The sequence below is a fragment of the Vibrio sp. TRT 1302 genome, assembly GCF_050113875.1.
Taxonomy (GTDB): Bacteria; Pseudomonadota; Gammaproteobacteria; order Enterobacterales; family Vibrionaceae; genus Vibrio.
This window is the reverse complement of record NZ_JBNJOF010000020.1, coordinates 37565-56459: the sequence shown is the minus strand read 5'-3', so window position 1 is coordinate 56459 and position 18895 is coordinate 37565. Positions and strand designations below refer to the sequence as shown.

General features: G+C 45.7%; 19 protein-coding genes. 5 read left to right on the top strand and 14 right to left on the bottom strand.

What is annotated here, in order from left to right:
- Positions 1–102: 102 nt before the first annotated feature.
- A complete protein-coding gene (locus ACQEXP_RS17785) occupies positions 103–600 on the bottom strand; it encodes a CpxP family protein (protein WP_269378345.1) in 498 nt (165 codons plus the stop codon).
- Positions 601–784: 184 nt separating this feature from the next.
- Here ACQEXP_RS17785 and ACQEXP_RS17780 point away from each other — a divergent pair, with 184 nt between their 5' ends.
- The 4 genes from ACQEXP_RS17780 (at position 785) to trmL (ending at position 4120) form a co-directional block, all read left to right on the top strand.
- Positions 785–1480, top strand: a complete 696-nt coding sequence (locus tag ACQEXP_RS17780) for a response regulator (protein ID WP_269378346.1) — start codon at positions 785–787, stop codon at positions 1478–1480.
- A complete protein-coding gene (gene cpxA / locus ACQEXP_RS17775; RefSeq protein ID WP_426971125.1) occupies positions 1480–2859 on the top strand; it encodes an envelope stress sensor histidine kinase CpxA in 1380 nt (459 codons plus the stop codon). The genes ACQEXP_RS17780 and cpxA overlap by 1 nt, the downstream gene beginning before the upstream one ends.
- 77 nt (positions 2860–2936) lie before the next feature.
- On the top strand, positions 2937–3554 hold the full coding sequence (locus ACQEXP_RS17770) for a superoxide dismutase (protein ID WP_426971124.1): 618 nt from the start codon (positions 2937–2939) through the stop codon (positions 3552–3554).
- 89 nt (positions 3555–3643) lie between these two features.
- A complete protein-coding gene (trmL, locus tag ACQEXP_RS17765) occupies positions 3644–4120 on the top strand; it encodes a tRNA (uridine(34)/cytosine(34)/5-carboxymethylaminomethyluridine(34)-2'-O)-methyltransferase TrmL (protein WP_269378349.1) in 477 nt (158 codons plus the stop codon).
- A 132-nt stretch (positions 4121–4252) separates the two neighbouring features.
- Here the strand turns inward: trmL and trpS are convergent, their stop codons facing one another.
- From trpS to pilM, 12 genes are all read right to left on the bottom strand, one after another.
- A complete protein-coding gene (gene trpS, locus ACQEXP_RS17760; protein WP_269378350.1) occupies positions 4253–5290 on the bottom strand; it encodes a tryptophan--tRNA ligase in 1038 nt (345 codons plus the stop codon).
- A gap of 131 nt (positions 5291–5421) precedes the next feature.
- Positions 5422–6105 carry a phosphoglycolate phosphatase gene (locus ACQEXP_RS17755; RefSeq protein WP_426971123.1) on the bottom strand — a complete coding sequence of 228 codons (684 nt, stop codon included), beginning with the start codon at positions 6103–6105 and terminating at the stop codon, positions 5422–5424.
- A 4-nt stretch (positions 6106–6109) separates the two neighbouring features.
- Positions 6110–6781: a ribulose-phosphate 3-epimerase gene (gene rpe / locus ACQEXP_RS17750; RefSeq protein ID WP_138971059.1), complete on the bottom strand. Its 672-nt coding sequence runs from the start codon at positions 6779–6781 to the stop codon at positions 6110–6112.
- A gap of 124 nt (positions 6782–6905) precedes the next feature.
- Positions 6906–7733, bottom strand: a complete 828-nt coding sequence (locus tag ACQEXP_RS17745; RefSeq protein WP_269378352.1) for a Dam family site-specific DNA-(adenine-N6)-methyltransferase — start codon at positions 7731–7733, stop codon at positions 6906–6908.
- A 90-nt stretch (positions 7734–7823) separates the two neighbouring features.
- Positions 7824–9317 (bottom strand): SPOR domain-containing protein, encoded by a 1494-nt coding sequence (locus tag ACQEXP_RS17740; protein ID WP_269378353.1) that lies wholly within the window; start codon positions 9315–9317, stop codon positions 7824–7826.
- Between the two features lie 78 nt (positions 9318–9395).
- The gene (gene aroB, locus ACQEXP_RS17735) at positions 9396–10484 is read right to left on the bottom strand and encodes a 3-dehydroquinate synthase (protein WP_269378354.1); all 1089 of its coding nucleotides are present in this window, start codon (positions 10482–10484) and stop codon (positions 9396–9398) included.
- A gap of 25 nt (positions 10485–10509) precedes the next feature.
- Positions 10510–11028, bottom strand: a complete 519-nt coding sequence (gene aroK, locus ACQEXP_RS17730; RefSeq protein ID WP_138971063.1) for a shikimate kinase AroK — start codon at positions 11026–11028, stop codon at positions 10510–10512.
- 152 nt (positions 11029–11180) lie between these two features.
- Positions 11181–12584 (bottom strand): type IV pilus secretin PilQ, encoded by a 1404-nt coding sequence (locus tag ACQEXP_RS17725; RefSeq protein ID WP_426971122.1) that lies wholly within the window; start codon positions 12582–12584, stop codon positions 11181–11183.
- 41 nt (positions 12585–12625) lie between these two features.
- Complete coding sequence (locus ACQEXP_RS17720; protein ID WP_426971121.1) at positions 12626–13102, bottom strand: hypothetical protein; 477 nt, start codon at positions 13100–13102, stop codon at positions 12626–12628.
- Complete coding sequence (locus ACQEXP_RS17715) at positions 13092–13679, bottom strand: type 4a pilus biogenesis protein PilO (RefSeq protein ID WP_426971120.1); 588 nt, start codon at positions 13677–13679, stop codon at positions 13092–13094. The genes ACQEXP_RS17720 and ACQEXP_RS17715 overlap by 11 nt, the downstream gene beginning before the upstream one ends.
- A complete protein-coding gene (locus ACQEXP_RS17710; RefSeq protein WP_426971119.1) occupies positions 13672–14247 on the bottom strand; it encodes a PilN domain-containing protein in 576 nt (191 codons plus the stop codon). Before ACQEXP_RS17710 ends, ACQEXP_RS17715 begins: the two co-directional genes overlap by 8 nt.
- The gene (gene pilM, locus ACQEXP_RS17705; RefSeq protein WP_426971118.1) at positions 14237–15217 is read right to left on the bottom strand and encodes a type IV pilus assembly protein PilM; all 981 of its coding nucleotides are present in this window, start codon (positions 15215–15217) and stop codon (positions 14237–14239) included. Before pilM ends, ACQEXP_RS17710 begins: the two co-directional genes overlap by 11 nt.
- 136 nt (positions 15218–15353) lie before the next feature.
- On the opposite strand from pilM, the gene ACQEXP_RS17700 reads away from it, so the two are divergent.
- Positions 15354–17870: a penicillin-binding protein 1A gene (locus tag ACQEXP_RS17700; RefSeq protein ID WP_426971117.1), complete on the top strand. Its 2517-nt coding sequence runs from the start codon at positions 15354–15356 to the stop codon at positions 17868–17870.
- Between the two features lie 55 nt (positions 17871–17925).
- On the opposite strand, the gene oxyR is transcribed toward ACQEXP_RS17700, so the two are convergent.
- Positions 17926–18822 (bottom strand): DNA-binding transcriptional regulator OxyR, encoded by an 897-nt coding sequence (oxyR, locus tag ACQEXP_RS17695; RefSeq protein ID WP_426971116.1) that lies wholly within the window; start codon positions 18820–18822, stop codon positions 17926–17928.
- Between the last annotated feature and the right edge of the window lie 73 nt (positions 18823–18895).

Below are 18895 nucleotides of genomic sequence, written 5' to 3'. Positions count from 1 at the left end.
AGTAAGCAAACATGCCCTAAGTATAACGCTTCACAAGTTGAATAAAAATGACATAAAAAAAGGCGACCTTTCGGCCGCCTTCGAATGCGTTACTTAACAAGGTTAGTCAAAACGCTTTTGCATTTTTTCAGCACACTCAGTAGCGCGCTCTTGTTGCAGTTCAACAAACTTCGCTTTCTGCTCAGGAGTCAAAATGCTTAGCATCTTGTGCTGTCTCTCCAGCATCTTAACTTTGTGCTCAGTTTGTTGAACAACCATAGCTTTCGCTAATTCATTCGCAGCCGCTTGGTCAAAGTTGTCCGCCAATACTAACTGCTGCATTTTCGCATGCTGTGCTTGATTTTCAGCATGGCGCGTTTCGAAGTTATCTTTGAATGCCGCTTTCATCTCTTTCTTACCAGTTTCACGCATCTCTTGAAGCTGGTCTTTCTGTGCGTCAGTGAGATCCAGTTGGCGCATAATACCGCGGTCAAAACCGCCGCCACATTCGCCATGGCCACCCTTCTTGTGATCTTTACCACCAAATGCATATGCACTTGCTGTACCTAATGCTAGAGGAAGAACAGCGGCTGCCAATACTACTTTTTTTGCTAATTTCATAATCGTACCCTTCACGTTAATCTGTTGAATGAGCTGTCTTCACAGCGGTTAAGTGTAGAATACGACTTGCAGCGTAAAGCAACGTCTATAGAGCGTAAAGAATCGTAAAGAACAATAATGACACTAAATCAATGGACGTTTTCCCAGTAAACTAACGGTAACCAAACTAAGTTGAGACCTTGCTATGCCACATATACTGTTAATTGACGACGATACAGAACTCACAAGCCTGTTGAAAGAAGTTCTCTCTTTTGAGGGGTTCGACGTATCGGAAGCAAACAATGGTGAAGAAGGACTAGCACAACTTAGCGACGATATTGATTTAATTCTGCTCGATGTCATGATGCCTAAACTCAATGGGATGGAAACTCTCAAACGTCTACGAGAAGATTGGCAAACCCCAGTATTGATGCTCACCGCCAAAGGTGAAGAGATTGACCGTGTCATTGGTCTCGAACTGGGTGCTGATGACTACCTACCTAAACCGTTCAGCGATCGTGAATTACTCGCGCGAATCCGAGCAATCTTACGTCGCACTCAAAGCTCAGCCAATGGCAAGCAAAGTAAAAACTCAGACTGTGTCGAATACCAAGATATTCAAATCTATCCCGGCAAGCAGGAGGCTTACTGTCAGGGCCAACTGCTTGATCTCACCACCACGGAGTTCGCGTTGCTGAGCCACTTTGTTCAGAATCCGGGACAGACACTAACCAAAGAGACCCTTAGCCTCGATGTACTGGGCAAACGTCTAGCCGCTTTTGATCGCGCTATCGATATGCATGTATCTAACTTGAGGAAAAAACTTCCGGATAGAGAAGATGGCAAATCACGTATCAAAACGCTTCGTGGCCGTGGCTATCTACTGGTTGAGGAGGACTAATGCGACTTCCAAAAATCACCAGTCTGTACGGTCGTATCTTTGCGATCTTCTGGTTTACCATGTTTCTGGTACTGATGGCGGTACTGTCTCTGCCTCACCTTGATCCAAGGAAAGCTCGTGATATTCCCGCCGATCAATATGATCGTCTGATCGAACTCAAAATGACGATTGAGAAGCAGTTCGCCAACGAGGAAAACCTTGCCAATATTCTATTCAAACTTGAAGGTCCTTCTCGCTCACCTCGCGATACTCGGCCGCGCTTTTTTGTTACCGACCTCGACGGCAGCCTGCTAACCTCACAAGACTCAAGAGAACATAGATCGAAAGCGCTGCAAAACTTCATCACGAGTGTCGAACTTTCAGGAAAGCCAAAACAAAAACTATACGGTCACTACATGTTTGCCGGTCCCCTACCTGTGACATTAGCAAAACAGGATCTATTACTGTTTGTTGGTGTAAAGTGGAACCAGCCACCTCCTTTCTTGCTACGAATGTTTGACCGACCGTTCCAGCTACTATTTGCGGTAATGATCGTAAGTACGCCTTTACTGCTCTGGTTAGCGTGGGCATTAAGTCAACCCGCTCGTAAGCTTGAACGAGCGGCAAAGCGTGTCGCGAAAGGTGAGTTTGTTGTCGACCCTAGCTTGGAAAAAGGCACCAGTGAATTCCGCCAAGCAGGAGCTAGTTTCAACCAAATGGTTGAAGCCGTGAACCAAATGATCTCAGGTCAACAGAGATTGCTGTCCGACATATCCCATGAGCTTCGTTCCCCCCTCACTCGTCTGCGCATGGCAAATGCACTTGCCACCAGAAAACAAGGGGAGAGCGCGGAATTAACTCGCATAGATACCGAAGCGCAACGCTTAGAGCAGATGATTGCTGAACTTCTTGAGCTGTCACGAATGCAAGTCGACAGCCACTTAAATCGAGAGCTACAGCCCGTCAGTAGTCTATGGGAAGCCATCCTTTCTGATGCTCAATTTGAAGCAGAGCAAATGGATAAAGAACTGATTTTCACTACCTTGCCAAGTTGTGCAATATCAGGTAATCCCAAGCTGCTGATGAGTGCGGTAGACAATATCGTCCGCAACGCCATCTACTACGGAAAGGATCGTATCGAAGTTCAAGTGGTAGAATCCAACCAGTACATTACGATCACTGTTGATGACAATGGTGAGGGGGTACCTGACCATGAACTCGATGCGATCTTCAGACCTTTCTATCGCGTATCAACGGCTCGTGATAGGCACAGTGGTGGTACCGGACTAGGATTGACCATCACCGAAAGTGCAGTAAGGCAGCACAGCGGAACCGTGAGTGCAACGCGCAGTAAACTAGGAGGACTGTGCGTGACGATCACACTGCCTCTCCATCACTAAATATCCCTACAAAATCACAGTTGATAATAGATCTCATTATCATTTAAAGTAAATCCTTCGATTACGGAGGATTTACTATGTCGCATATTTTCCCAGAGCTTCCTTATGCTTACGACTCTCTAGAGCCATACATTGATGCAAAAACAATGGAAGTGCATTACAGCAAACATCACCGAACCTATTACGATAAGTTTATCGCAGCCATTGAAGGTAGTGAGCTAGAAACCAACAGCCTGAAAGCAATTTTTGCGAAAATATCACAGCATACCCCAGCAGTCAGGAACAATGGTGGTGGTTACTACAACCATATCTTGTACTGGAATTGTATGAGACCAAACGGCGGTGGTACTCCTAGCGGCGATTTAGCTCAAGCGATAAACGACCGCTTTGGTAGCTTTACAGAATTTCAGGCACAGTTTGCTCAAGCAGCTATCAACACATTCGGTTCAGGGTTTGCTTGGCTCGTGGTCAAAGAGGGTCAGCTTCACATCACTTCAACCACCAATCAGGACAATCCACTGATGGACATTGCTGACGTTCAAGGTGAACCCATACTTGCTCTGGATGTGTGGGAGCATGCCTATTACATCAGCTACCAGAACCGACGCCCTGATTACATTGATGCTTGGTGGAATGTTGTCAATTGGGATGCAGTTAGCGAGCATTACAGGCAAGCGCTAGCACAAAACAACTAACAAAAACTCACAACGTCAGACTTGGCGGCTGTGGCAAGCCGCCTTATACTTTCAGGCCTCAATCCTGTCAGTAATTAAAGAATCACAATATGTTTGATATCGCCCTATATGAGCCTGAGATCGCACCTAATACTGGTAACATTATTCGTCTATGTGCCAACTGTGGTGCCAACTTACATTTGATTGAGCCACTAGGGTTTGATTTGGAAGAGAAGAAAGTACGTCGCGCAGGGCTCGACTATCATGATCTTGCTCGCGTTACTCGACACAAAAACTATCAGGCATTTGTGGAATACTTAGAGAAAGAGCGCGGTGACTATCGCATCTTTGCCTGCACAACGAAAACCACAGGTCATCATGTCGACGCTCAATTCCAAAAAGGTGACGTGCTGTTATTCGGCCCAGAAACTCGCGGCCTACCCGCTGATTTGATTGAAAGTATGCCTATGGAACAGCGCATCCGCATTCCAATGATGCCTGATGCACGCAGTCTTAACCTCTCTAATGCCGTGGCGATCATTGCTTTTGAAGCGTGGCGTCAAATGGGCTTTGAAGGGGCGCTGTAGCTGGAGAAAGGGATGGTAATCTCTTGCAAGAGTGAAGTCCGAATCCACCAGATCAAAAAAGCCGATGCATTCACATCGGCTGTTATAAAACTCGCTATCTAGTTATCCAGCAGCGAAAAGCACTTTAGGTCACTACGGGCGCGTAACGAAACCTACCGCTTGGTATGCTTTCTTCAATGTTTCAGCTGCACGAGCAGATGCTTTTTCCGCACCCTGTCTCATCACTTCATCCATGTACGCACGATCAGCGCGGATACGATGGTATTCAGCTTGGATAGGCTCAAGCATTGCGACAAGCGCTTCGCCGACATCTTTCTTGAACGGACCATACATTTCAACACCTTGGTACTTAGCTTCAATCTCTTCAAAGCTTAAACCCGTCGCTGCCGAGTAAAGACCCATCAAGTTAGAAATACCGGCTTTGTTGTCCCAGTCATGAGCGATACGTGGTGGTGTCTCTGCGTCTGTCTGAGCTTTGTTAATCTTCTTAATGATTGACTTAGGCTCTTCTAACAGAGTAATCACGTTTTTACGGTTATCGTCTGACTTTGACATCTTCTTAGTCGCATCTTGAAGGCTCATCACGCGTGCATTCACTGTTGGAATATACGGTTCTGGTACCTGGAAGATAGGCTGCTCTGGCGAGTAGATGTTGTTAAAACGGTTAGCAATATCGCGTGCTAGCTCCAAGTGCTGCTTCTGGTCACTACCTACTGGCACTTGGTGCGCACCATAAAGCAGAATGTCAGCGGCCATCAATACAGGGTAATCAAACAGACCCACATTCACATCACCGAACTGGCTAGAGGTATCTTTTGAATAACGAGCAGACTTATCTTTAAACTGAGTCATACGACCAAGTTCACCCATCTGGGTATAGCAGTTAAGAAGCCAACCAAGTTGAGCATGCTCTGGTACATGTGACTGAACAAATAGCGTGCTCTTTTTCGGATCAACACCAACGGCAAGACAGATTGCTAATGCGTCAAGCGTCGCTTCATGCAGTGCCTTGGGATCTTGGCGGACAGTAATTGCATGAAGGTCTACAACACAGTATTGGCAATCATAATCGTCCTGCATTTGTTGCCATTGACGTAGAGCACCCAAGTAGTTACCGATACTTAGTTCACCTGATGGTTGAACACCACTCAATACAATGGGTTTGCTCATGGGAATGATTCCTTTGACTTCTTAATCTAAATATATGAAAAAACCGTGTCGATTCAGGTTATCAATCACCTAGTGACACGGTTTACTCAGTGTACTCATTAACGAGTATTTTGGAAGATATTTTATTGCGCTTACGCGCAAACCGTTACAGCATCGACTAAATCTGCGATGGTGTCCGCGACGTAATCTGGCTCAGAGTCTGAGATTGGCTCACCGTGGTTGTAGCCATAAGTAAGACCAAATGAGTAACAACCTGCATTCTTCGCCGCTTTGATGTCATTGCTCGAATCGCCAACCATCAACATTTCTTGAGGCTGGCAGTTGTGCTTCTCAAGCAGCCAGTTAAGTGCGATAGGGTTAGGCTTTCTTTCAGGGAAAGTATCACCACCAATCACATCAACAAAATATTGACCAATGTTATGCTGAGCCAACACTTCAGGAACAAACTTGGAAGGTTTGTTGGTCACCAACGCCATCGTAAAGCCAGCGCGGTGCAGTTCAGCCAAAGTCTCTTTTACCGCAGGGTATAAATGACTTAACTTGTGCCCGCCTTGTTGGTAATAATCATCAAATAACACACGAGCCTTCGCATGCAATTCTGGGTCAAGATCCGGTGACACGGTCAAACTACGGCTAAGTGAACGACCGATCAGAATATCAGCACCGTTACCCACATAGTCTCGAACTTGCTCTTCAGTGACTGCGGGAAAGCCCAATGCTTGAACGGCTTGATCAGCCGCTACCGCGAGATCAGGCACACTATCAAGCAAAGTACCATCCAAATCGAAGGCAATCAGTTTAATACGCTTATTCATCGAATTACTTCACCTGAGCCAGTTCTGCGCGCATTTGGTCGATCACTTGTTTGTAATCAGGCTCGTTAAAGATTGCAGAACCTGCTACGAACATATCCGCGCCAGCTTCCGCGATCTCTTTGATGTTATCTACTTTTACGCCACCATCGATTTCCAAACGGATATCGCGACCCGATTCGTCAATCATCTTGCGCACTGCACGTAACTTATCAAGGGTATTTGGAATGAAAGACTGACCACCAAAGCCTGGGTTCACAGACATCAGTAGAATCATATCCACTTTGTCCATGATGTACTCAAGGTGTGACAGAGGGGTCGCAGGGTTGAGTACAACACCCGCTTTACAGCCGTGCTCTTTAATCAGTTGCAACGTACGATCAACGTGCTCTGATGCTTCGATATGGAATGTGATCATAGATGCGCCAGCTTTGGCGAAATCTGGAACGATGCTATCAACTGGCTTAACCATGAGGTGAACATCAATCGGTGCGGTAATACCGTAATCACGTAATGCTTTACAGATAGGTGCGCCAAAAGTCAGGTTTGGTACGTAGTGGTTATCCATTACGTCGAAGTGAACCACGTCAGCACCTGCTGCGAGCACTTTTTCAACGTCTTCACCCAAGCGAGCAAAGTCTGCAGACAAAATCGATGGAGCGATAAGGAAATCTTTCATACCTGACCTCTAGTAGTAATTGGCATCATTGCATTCAAAACAGATTCTCTGAATTACAGAGCATTTTGCGCGCAATTCTACCTAAGCTAAAGGTCAGAAGATAGGAAAGCTTGATGAAATGTGATTATTCACTGTCTGTTGGCTTAAATAGCGCTAGCAGTTCATCGACTTTATTTCGCCCAGCACCATTGCGGCTTATAGTACGCTTCACCTTAACCACATTAAGCTCTGCGCCATGATATAAGCGGCGAGTGAGTGTTGTATCGTGGTTAGAGATAAGAACTGGGATTCCACGTTCTACTGCAGCTCGCTCGGCAACATCAGCCAAAGCGGCCTGATCATCTAAGCTAAACCCATTGCCTGCGTATGAGGTAAAGTTCGCTGTGTTAGATAACGGTGCATAAGGAGGATCACAATAAACCACACTGCCCTTTCGCGCACGCTTGAAGGTCTCATGGTAGCCTTCACATACGAAAGTCGCCTTCTTTGATTTTTCCGCAAAGAACTCTAGCTCAGCTTCAGGGAAGTACGGCTTCTTATACGAACCGAAAGGGACATTAAACCCACCCTTCTTGTTGTAACGACATAAGCCATTAAAACCAAAACGGTTCATATAAAGAAATGCTAAGGAGCGATACATGACATCGTCAGTGGCATTAAACTGCTGACGAATATCGAGATAAGCTTCTTTACGATTATTCTCAGCACAGAACCAACGCTTCGCTTCCGAGATGTACTCTTGTGGATTTACTTTAAGAAGGTTGTACAGATTGATCAGATCCGGATTAATATCTGCCAGCAGGTATTGCTCGTAGTCCGTATTGAGGAAAACAGAACCAGCACCTACGAACGGCTCTACCAGTTTACGAGCTTCAGGCAAGTGACGCTGGATATCTTCGACAAGTCCGTATTTACCCCCTGCCCATTTCAGGAAGGCTCGCTGCTTCTTCATCTAGTGCTCTATCTATCAACCACAAATTAAGGCTGCGGAATGTAACATATTTTGTAATTAATCTCAGGCTATTTTGCGGTGAAAAACAATCTAGTTCTCTTGGCTGCCACGATCTATCTCGCGTTGAACTTGATTCAACGACTTTGCCCACGGATCCAGTTTTTGCAACTCACTCGATAATCCAGCCACTGCATCACGCGCAACCTGAATCGTTGGGTAGTTTTGATAGGTGATAATGTACCATTCAACACCATTGCGTTCCGTTGGATAAATAAAGACTTGGTTAGCAAGTTGATGCTGATCGATAAATTTCTGAACTTCTTGAAGCGAGCTAACTGCGGCAAGCTGTAAAGTATAGCTGCGTGAAGAAAAACTCTTAAGTTCATCTTTAGTAAAGGAGAACTTAATGACCGTTTCTGTTGCTGATGGCGTCTGCTCTTGAGGCGATACCGCTTCTTCAACCGGAGTCGGCTCTTCGACCATAGATTGTTCAACCACCTCATCGATCACGCTGGTATCCACTTGTTCAGGTTTACCTTCCATCAACGCATCAACAACGTCTGAGGTGATTACTACCCGCTGTTGTGCATCATCAGCAGTACCGACACTTGTTACCTGCTCGGTGACATCGGGTGGCAAAGCCATAGAGTCATCAACCGCATTCACCAAGGTCTGATCTATAACGGGCTCTGGTTCAATGATCACTGCGCTAGCTTCTGTTCCGGCTTCGCTTTCAGAGAGAGTAGGAATTACCGTCTGCTCCATCGACTGGGTAATTTGCTGTGCTTTGTCGTCTGCAGATGGTTGCATCATCATCCACCAGTACCCGCCACCGATTAACACCAGCAGAGTAATAACCAGTAATGCAATATTCACCGGAGAACCCACTATCGAGCGGATAATAATCCTTTTTTCCACTTTATAATCCCCTAACGCCATGATCTCGCCAGGGCGGCGAGCGACCGTCCGATACGCGTTGCGTACCCGTTTTTCCATGTCATCTTCGACAAATCGAATCACCAAATGTTCAAAAAAACGATCCGCTTCCTGCTGGCTAAGTGGTTCAATTTCAAGATCAATTGGTTTGTGTTCCTGACCATAACTTAAACGAGTCAGGAGCGCATCCATACTGTTAGACTCTGCAAACAACAGCACATTAACCGTCCAGCTCGGGTTGGTTTGCGCTTCAAGCACTAACATCCAAAGCTCAGACACAAAAGACTCACTCAGCAGATGAGCATCATCCACTGCGATAACCACATCACAGCTTTCACCTTCCATTAAGCGCGTAAAAGATTCTACAAGAGAGTCAGATGGGTTAAATAGCGGCTCGGAAACGAGCTGAGTTAAGATTGTCGAACGACGCTGGTCATCACCTTGGTTGGCATGACACATGAGTAGAGACTGGTTTTTGTCTTGAGCCCACGCTTCGAGATAGCATTGCGCTAGCCAAGTTTTTCCAGCTCCCGGAGCTCCTCCTAATGTCACCAAGTTTGAGCCAAAATTAGTTAACAGCTGCAATCGTTCCAGCAGTTCTGTCTGAGAGTCTAATTCCAACACACGTGGATCATGCGCCAAGCTCATTTGCGTTATCCTAATGACAATATGAGTAGTACCAAACCAACATCATTGATGCCAGCTTGGTATTACAGACTAGAAGAATTATACGGTGCGTGCGAAGTCGATCGCTTGCTCAAGTACCGACTCAGGAACACCTTTTACTACTTCGGCTGTTCCTATACTGGTAGGCAAAACCAGTCGAAGTTCACCAGACAATACTTTCTTATCGCGCATCATGTGCTTGATAAAATCAGCAAATGACATTTGCTCAGGTGTATGGACTGGTAGTTGTGCTCTCTTCAGTATAGAAATAATTCGTTCAACTTGCTGCTCAGTGATAAGCCCTTGAAGCTGTGCAGTTTTTGCAGCCATCACGGTACCTGACGAAACGGCTTCTCCGTGTAGCCAATTACCATAACCTAACTCGGCTTCAATCGCATGACCAAATGTATGACCTAGGTTCAGCAATGCGCGAATTCCCGACTCTTTCTCATCCTGTGCAACCACTTCCGCTTTGATTTCACAGCAACGTGCAATAGCGTAAGTCAGTGCTTGCTCATCCAGTTGATATAATCTGTCGAGGTTCTCTTCTAGCCAAACAAAAAATTCAGGGTCGTAGATGATGCCATACTTGATTACTTCAGCCATCCCCGCTGCAAACTCACGACTCGGCAATGTTTTCAAACAATCAGTATCAATCACGACCGCTTTAGGCTGGTAAAAAGCCCCAATCATGTTCTTGCCCAGCTTATGGTTTACTGCTGTTTTTCCTCCCACAGAGGAATCAACCTGAGAGAGTAGCGTTGTTGGGATCTGAATAAAGTCGACACCACGCTGATAACAAGCCGCAGAAAAACCGACCAAATCACCAATTACCCCACCGCCTAACGCAATAACCACGACATCACGGGCATAGTTGCCTTCAAGCAAGTAACTCATGACAGTGTTAAAGGTATCAAGTGATTTGTATTGCTCTCCATCTGGTAGCTCTAACACAGAGGCTTGACAGCCAAGCTGTTCTAAAAGAGAGAGGATTTTATCCGCGTATAGAGGAGCAACCGTCACATTGGTGATGACGACAACTTTTTGTTTTGCGGATAAGAAAGAAAGGTGGGCCGGATCATTAAATAATCCGGCGCCAATTGAGATTGGATAGCTACGTTCACCTAAGCTGACCGTAATCCGTTCCATGGGTATTCTCCAGTTGCTAAAAGTCTTAACTTTCTTCTAGCATTTTTACGATCTGGTTGGCTACCACTTTTGCACTTTGATCGTCTGTACGTACTGTGTAGTCCGCAATTTCTTCGTAAAGAGGGTTACGTTCACCCGCTAGGGATTCCAACACTTCACGTGGACTATCAGTTTGTAATAATGGGCGCTTCTTGTCGCGGTTAGTACGCGCAAGTTGCTTCTCAATTGTTGTCTCTAGGTAAACAACAATACCGCGAGCAGAAAGGCGATTGCGGTTTTCTTTGCTCTTGATTGAACCACCACCTGTTGCAAGTACGATACCTTGCTCTTCAGTGAGGTCATTAATCACTTTTTCCTCGCGAACGCGGAAGCCTTCTTCACCTTCTACGTCAAATACCCAAGCGATATCTGCGCCTGTGCGTTCTTCGATGACAGTATCTGAGTCAACAAACTCCATATGAAGCTGTTGAGCTAGATGTCTACCAATTGTGCTTTTGCCGGCACCCATAGGGCCAACAAGGAAAATATTGCGTTTCTCAGCCATGTTTAGCAGTAATTTACAACGTTAATTCAATGACATCGCCACAAGAAAAGCCAGTATAGTACTAGCGATGGAAAAGCTCGTGGCACCGATTCCTCACAGATAATTCGTGATAAGACCCGAAATTATCTAGATAAGGTGCCATTAATGCAAATTTATTTTCGCACCTCAGAGAAATCTGACTCAGTGACTATGGTTGGAGTGACGAAAATCAGCAACTCGCTCTTGGCGATATTTTGGTAAGTACGACGAAACAGCGTTCCCAGAATGGGAATATCACCCAGCATAGGAACCTTATCTATAGAATCAGTCACACTGTATTGATAGATCCCTCCCAGAACGACGGTTTGACCATCGTTGACCAAAACTTGCGTCTCAAGTCTCTGAGTATTGATCGCCAGCGCTTCGTTTTTCCCCGCTTTGACCACATTACCTGGTCGGTCTTGAGTCACGTTCAAATCGAGTATCAGCTTATCTTCAGACAAAATCTGCGGTGTGACCTCTAAGCTCAGTACCGCCTTTTTGAACTCAACACTAACCACACCTTTATCCGATGTTTCAAAATAGGGAATTTCTGTTCCTTGCTCTATGTAGGCCGCCTGTTTATTGGTGGTCATGAGTCTAGGCCTTGATATGACCTCCGCCTTCGCTTCTGATTGCATTGCTGACAACTCGAGATCGAGTAATACATCCGAGCCTAACGTAGCAAGCTGAAAAGCGATATTGGCGGCATTAACTGAAGTAGAACCAAGGTTGACATTCAGCATTTGGTCGAGGGTAAATTCTTCAAGTGTATTTTCCTCAACACTACCACCTATCACCGTTTTTCGGTTTGTGCGATCTAATCCCCATCGGACACCCAACTCTTCCAATTGCCCCTCATCCACTGTGACAATACGAGCCTCTATCTGCACCTGCTTGAGGGGAATATCCAGCGAACGTACGATGTTTCTAACGCCTATCACATTAGGTGCTAAATCATGAATAAGTAGAGCGTTAGTTCGCTCATCAACACTAAGGGTGCCTCTCTCTGATAGATACGGGTTACTGCCACTTTCATTGTTACTTAGCATCAGCAACAAGTCGGCAGCCTTAGCATACTTGACCCAAATAACCTCCGAGACCGCCTGTTGTCGTTCGCTCTCCGATCGAGTGCTATTTAGACTCTGTTTTTTCCGCTCCTGAGCTTCAGATAATGGCGCAACGATGATCACCCCATCTTCGACCCACTTCCCCAGTCGTTTTGACTTGAGAATGGTATTAAACACCTGCTGCCAAGAGACCTTAGTGAGTCGTAAAGTCAGATTCCCACTCACCGAATCAGACACCACAATGTTAAAATCGCTGTGTTCCGCTAATAACTGCAATACGGTTCTCACTGGAATATCTTGGAAGTTAATCGACAGTTCGTCTCCGTCCACCTCTACCCCATTCCTTTGCTGGTCGCGGTATTCGTCGCTACCTGTAGACTCCAGCGCATCAGCAGTGGTATCACTTGTCCATATACATAGCATCGTGACAAGCAACCACAGAGATAGAGAGTGGATGTTGTTACTCATTTTCCTCGGCCAAGACTTACTCATAAATACCTTTTGTTTACTCAACGCAGTTTGAGAGAATGTCGAACTGACCGACTTTCTGGTTCAGAAAACACTTCGCGCATCACGACTGAGTCAACCGTTATCTGCTCAACAACCATTGTTCCCGAATCGAGAGATTGCTCTGTCGTCGCACGTTTTATCTCTCCTTGAGGTGTTTGGAGAAAGGCAGAGGCTGCTTTAGCACCAATGATGGTCCCTTTGAGTAACCAGTTGTTGAGCGGACAATTGATCGTGGGCTGGCACGTTGATAAGTGGTTCTCAACGCTATTATTTTGAGTCTGAATCTCGATGGCTGGCAGCTCAAACGGATCTCGAACTGCCCGTTTAGCACTAAGACCTTGTGCATTCCTAGTCAATAAAACAGGTTCCGACACCTCTGTGAGATGCTCCATCTCAGATGCCACGAGTTCTTGCTTGGCTAGGCATCCTTTGGCCATCAAGCCAACCATTAAGGCAGAGAGAACCTTAGTCTTCATTATTCTCTCCAATCAACAACTGATAAAGATAGACACGCAGTCGGAGATTCAATGGCGAATTTGCCTCTCCGCTACTTTGCCAATAAACCTCTTCAACGACGATCACTTGAGGGAATTGAGCGAGATCGCGGACAAATGCTCCGATATCAAAATAGCGCCCACTCAGCTCTATATTGATAAGCTGGCGATTGAATAATCGATCCGTGTCTTGCTCTTGCACTTCGATACGAGTGAATGTCAGGTTCCGCTCTACACCAAGCTGGTTCATTTCAACCACCACATCCGTGATATCAGGTTGAGATAAGAAGGGTTCTGAGATCTGCCTCTTTTGTTCCAGTGCCAGACGATAGTTCGCTTTAATATCTGTCAATTCAGCCAGTTTCAACAAACTCTCATCAATCAGCAATTGCAGTTGTTTTTGCTGTTTTTCAGTGGCGACGGCTTGGGCTAGTTTTGGGGATAGATACCATTGATAACCAATGCATTGTATAAACACGAAAAAGAGTAAAGTGATGAGTAGTTGGTAACGCAATGGCCATTGTGACCATTGTTCAATGTTGAACGCTAGCTTAGCCATTTGGGAGTCCCTTACTGCGATGAGTAAGCTCTAGCGAAAATGAGAGCTCCGCTTTATGGTAAAGGAGACCAGAAAAGTAACTGTCATTGGTTATCGAATGAATTCGGACCTGTTGGCACCATTGGCAATTATCGAGTGAGTCTAGTAGTGCTCTGATATTGGCGATCTCTCTGCTGATCGCCACCATTTCAACCTTATTCCCCACCATCTGAAGGCTAACCAGATAAACACTTAACGGGATATAGGCGGGAAGTGATTCAATAAACTGAACGACGGTGTAGGTTCGTTGCTTGAGCTCTGCTAATTCTTCATGATACCCACGTACGTTATTCAGCTCTCGCCTCACATTGTCCAACTCTCCTTGTTGCTGTTTTGTCTGTGCTAACTCTGAGTTCAATAATGCCAAGTGAAATAGCTTGATATCAATTTGGTGATCAATATAGATACCCGCCAAACCTTGAATAGCGAGGGCCACCATAACACCTGAGTTAACTAACCACTTCAAGCGCTGCTTTTGTTCGTACCTGCGCCACTCTCTCCAAGGAAGTAAATTAACGTTATACAGCACCCTTCGACTCCAACCAGCTAACTCCTCGCAACGCCGCTCCGGTGGCGATCGCAAATGCCCCTCCCATTACCTCACTCTTTTGCACGCGACAAGACGAACACTCTAATAGTTCAAAGGGATTCAGTACCTGACATTCTAGCTTTAGGTAAATGTGTAGCCATTTAGAGAGTTTTGACAGCAGCCCTGCCTCTCCGCATAACCAAATTCCCTGAATGTTGACATTGTAGATGGATGCAATGAGTTGAATTTGTCGCTTTAGCTTATCGACAAATCCTTCCGCGAATGCCTTGAACTCGCACGGTGATAAGGTTGGCTTATGCTCATCTTCATTGCCGACATGAATATCCTTGCAATAAGGAGCATGGAGAGGAAAATCAATACACACTGTCGATAGATGCCGTTCGATATTGATGAGCATCCAGTCATCGCGACCTAACTGACTTGCCGCCAGTTGCCAAACTCGGGCGAGGCTGTGTAAACGAAGGTCTATCAGCAGCGGGGACATTCCTGCGGCTCGCAACACTTCAATTCGATTATTCACGACACCCTTTTTGGTCGCGAAAACTTGAAACAATCGGACTTGTTCGTTGTTTTGCTCCTCCAACTCCACGAAATCTAAGCACAGCTCCTCTACAGGAAAGGGGGACTGAGACGAAAAAGCATCGAGAAGAGCAAATTCTATTTCATGCCGACTAATGGCACTATCTATCTGTAATACTTTACTTATTACTGAATTATCAGCGAGAGTAAGCGCTACTTTGCGACTAATTCTTGGTAAAGTCTTCCTTAGTTCTTTGAGTTTCTTTACAATTTTCTGATAATTTAACATGTGGTTATCAGAGAAAATACCAGCTTCAATCGGTAACTCTTGGTAACCTACCAGTGCGTATCTGCCCTTGTATGGTTTAAGTACGACCACTTTTATACTGTGGTGGCCGATATCAATACCTGAAACTACTGATTTACCCATGCTGCTAGTGCCTTATAGTTGCTAAGCTCTTATGCGTAAGTGAAGGGTTCAATAAGCACATAAATGATTGAGCTAACTGTTAGCTTAAAATACAAGGGTTTGCATATAGTGAACCCAATTATTCAGGGAATCTCCGGTGAAGTTCATAAAGCGATTGTTTATTTTCACACTGATTTGCATATTTCTTGGAATCGGAACTATTTTCGGTTTCTATTTATATGTCAAACCCGAGCTACCAGATGTAGCCACCCTAAAAGACGTTAAACTGCAAACTCCGATGCAGGTATTTAGTCAAGATGGCAAACTGATCTCTCAGTTCGGCGAAAAACGTCGCATACCTGTCGCCTATGACGACATTCCCCAACATCTTATTGAAGCGCTTATCGCAACCGAAGATAGCCGTTTCTATGACCACCCAGGTATTGACCCGATTGGTATTACTCGAGCGGCGGTTGTGGTGGCACTGTCAGGCTCAGCGAAACAAGGTGCGAGTACCATTACGCAGCAGCTAGCGCGTAACTTCTTCCTCTCCAACGAGAAGAAGATAATGCGTAAAATCAAAGAGATATTCATTGCTATCCATATTGAACAGCTTCTAAGCAAAGAAGAGATCATGGAGCTGTACGTCAACAAGATTTTCTTGGGCTACCGTTCATATGGCTTTGGTGCTGCTGCACAAACCTATTTTGGCAAAGAGCTTAAAGATTTAAGCCTAAGTGAGATTGCCATTTTAGCGGGCATGCCTAAAGCTCCGTCGACAATGAACCCAATTTACTCATTAGAACGTGCCACTCATCGACGCAATGTTGTTTTACTTCGTATGCTCGATGAAAAATACATCACACAAGATGAGTACGACCAAGCTCGTGAAGAACCAATCATTTCTCAATACCATGGCGCTGAAATTGAACTAAGCGCACCTTATGTGGCTGAACTTGCTCGTGCTTGGATGGTTGCACGCTACGGTGAAGAAGAGGCATACACCTCTGGTATGAAGATCTACACCACGGTCGATTCAAAACTGCAAGCAGCAGCAAACGACTCTGCGATTAACAACCTACTCGCTTACGATGAGCGTCACGGTTACCGTGGTGCTGAGAAAGTATTGTGGAAAGAAGACCAAACAGCGTTTGAACAAGCCCAAATAGATAAAACTCTCAACGATGTACCAAGCTACGGTGAACTCATCCCTGCTGTTGTGACTAAGGTGGAAAACAAGCAAGCAACCATCTCAGTAAAAGGGCAAGGCATTCAAACCTTAACTTGGGATAACATCAAATGGGCACGTAAGTTCCTAACGGATGATCGCCAAGGTCAGTCACCATCAAACGCAAAAGATGTGCTCAAAGCTGGTGAACAAATCTGGGTACGCCAAGTCAAAATCAACTCAGATAACGATGAAGCAACATTTGCATGGCACCTAAGTCAGGTTCCAAATGCCAACACGGCTTTCGTTGCTATGAATCCTGAAAATGGCGCGGTACTTTCCCTCGTGGGTGGCTTCAACTTTGTCCACAACAAATTTAACCGTGCGACACAATCGGTACGTCAGGTAGGTTCAAGTATTAAACCATTTATCTACTCTGCCGCGATCGATAAAGGAATGACCCTAGCATCGCTGGTCAATGACGCACCGATTAACCAATGGGATCAAAGTCAGGGAACAGCGTGGCGTCCTAAGAACTCACCACCAACCTACATTGGTCCTACTCGTCTACGTATTGGTTTAGCTCAATCGAAAAACGTCATGGCAGTGCGCGTACTGCGTGAAGTCGGCCTTGATGAGACCCGTGAGTACCTAACGCGCTTTGGTTTTGAACTTGATCAGTTACCACGCTCGGAAACAATTGCACTCGGCGCTGGCAGCTTAACGCCAATCAAAATGGCGCAAGGCTATTCTGTTTTCGCCAACGGTGGTTACTATGTGGAACCTTTCTATATTAGTCGCGTAGAAGGACCATTCGGAGACCTAGAATTCGAAGCCGCCCCTAAAACCATCTGCCGTCAGGGCTGTGAGTCAGCGGAAAGCATTAGCGGCCAATTTGCTGAGCAAGACGTAACTGAACAACAGCAACCTCAGTATGCACCTCAAGTTATTTCTGAGCAGACTGCATTCTTAATGCGCGAAATGATGTACAGCAATATTTGGGGTGGCGGTAACTGGCGTGACGGTACTGGCTGGAACGGCACTGGCTGGCGAGCTCAATCGTTAGAACGTCGTGATATAGGTGGTAAAACCGGTACCACAAACGACTCTAAGGATGCTTGGTACAACGGCTATGGCCCAGGTATGGTTGCAATCGCTTGGGTTGGGTTTGATGACCACAATCGTAATCTAGGGACAACCAAGCCAAACAGCAACTTGGACAAAAATCAGATTTCAGGTGCAGAAGCCGGAGCCAAAACCGCTCAACCAGCGTGGGTAGACTTTATGCACACCGCTTTAGTTGGGGTACCTGAACAAGCGAAAGTCATCCCTGAAAACATTGTCCGTGTTCGCATCGACAGAGACTCAGGTCTACTTACCAATAAGTTTGATTCAAGCTCCATGTTCGAATATTTCCTTGAAGGAACAGAACCAACAGAGTTTGTCACCAATGAGATCTCAAACAGCATCTATACCTCAGAAGATGGTGGTGAAGAGTTGTTCTAACCAATAAAAAAGAGGTTGATGTGCAGACATCAACCTCTTTTTTTATCTCAATATTCTACTCTTGCGATTGCGCTAACTGATGCGAGATGGCTTCAGCAAGCTGCTCGAAACGAGCTCTTAAGGGAGATCCTGGGCGGTAAGCCAAGACGATACTACGTGAAGGCACAGGATTGATCGCCTTAACGTAGCAAACGCCATCTTTCTGCTTCTCTTTTGGCAATGACAGCTCAGGCAAGAGTGTAATTCCCGCACCTGCGGCAACCATGTTTCGCAGAGTCTCCAAGCTGGTTGCTTTAAAGCGCTCATCATCTTTCGCGCCTGCAGCAAAACAAAAGCCCAAGGCCTGATCACGAAGACAATGGCCATCGCCTAATGCCAGTACAGTTTTGCCATTGAGTTCCAACATATCGAGCTCATCAAGATTAGCCCATTCATGGCCATAAGGAACAGCGACACTCAGTGGCTCATTGTAGATCTCAATCTCCTTGAAAGGCGCCGTTTCTGTCACCGCCGCCAGAACAAGGCAATCAAGTTTGCCATCCTCTAACTGGCGCACCAATTGATGCGTTTGAGCCTCATGCAGAAACAGTTCTAAATCCGGAAAACGCTCTTTTAGCATAGGGACGATTTTAGGGAGCAGATAAGGTCCTACTGTCGGAATAAAACCGATATGCATTGGCCCGACCATCTCACCAGCTTGACCACTGGCCATATCTCTAAAGGTTTTCACCTCTGCGAGAATTCGTTTTGCCTGATCCACCAACTGCAACCCCGCGTCGGTAAACAGTACCCTGCGGCTGCTTCTTTCCAGTAGGGCCGTTCCTAATTCATCTTCTAGTTTGCGGATCTGACCACTCAACGTAGGTTGACTGACGAAACACGCCTCAGCAGCTTTACGAAAATGTTTGTGCTCAGCGAGCGCGACTAAATACTCAAAATCTCGAATATTCATAATTGGTTGTTTCCCCACCCTAGTAGATAGAAATCATCTATCAAAACCATAGCATTAAACGATTAGAGCTATC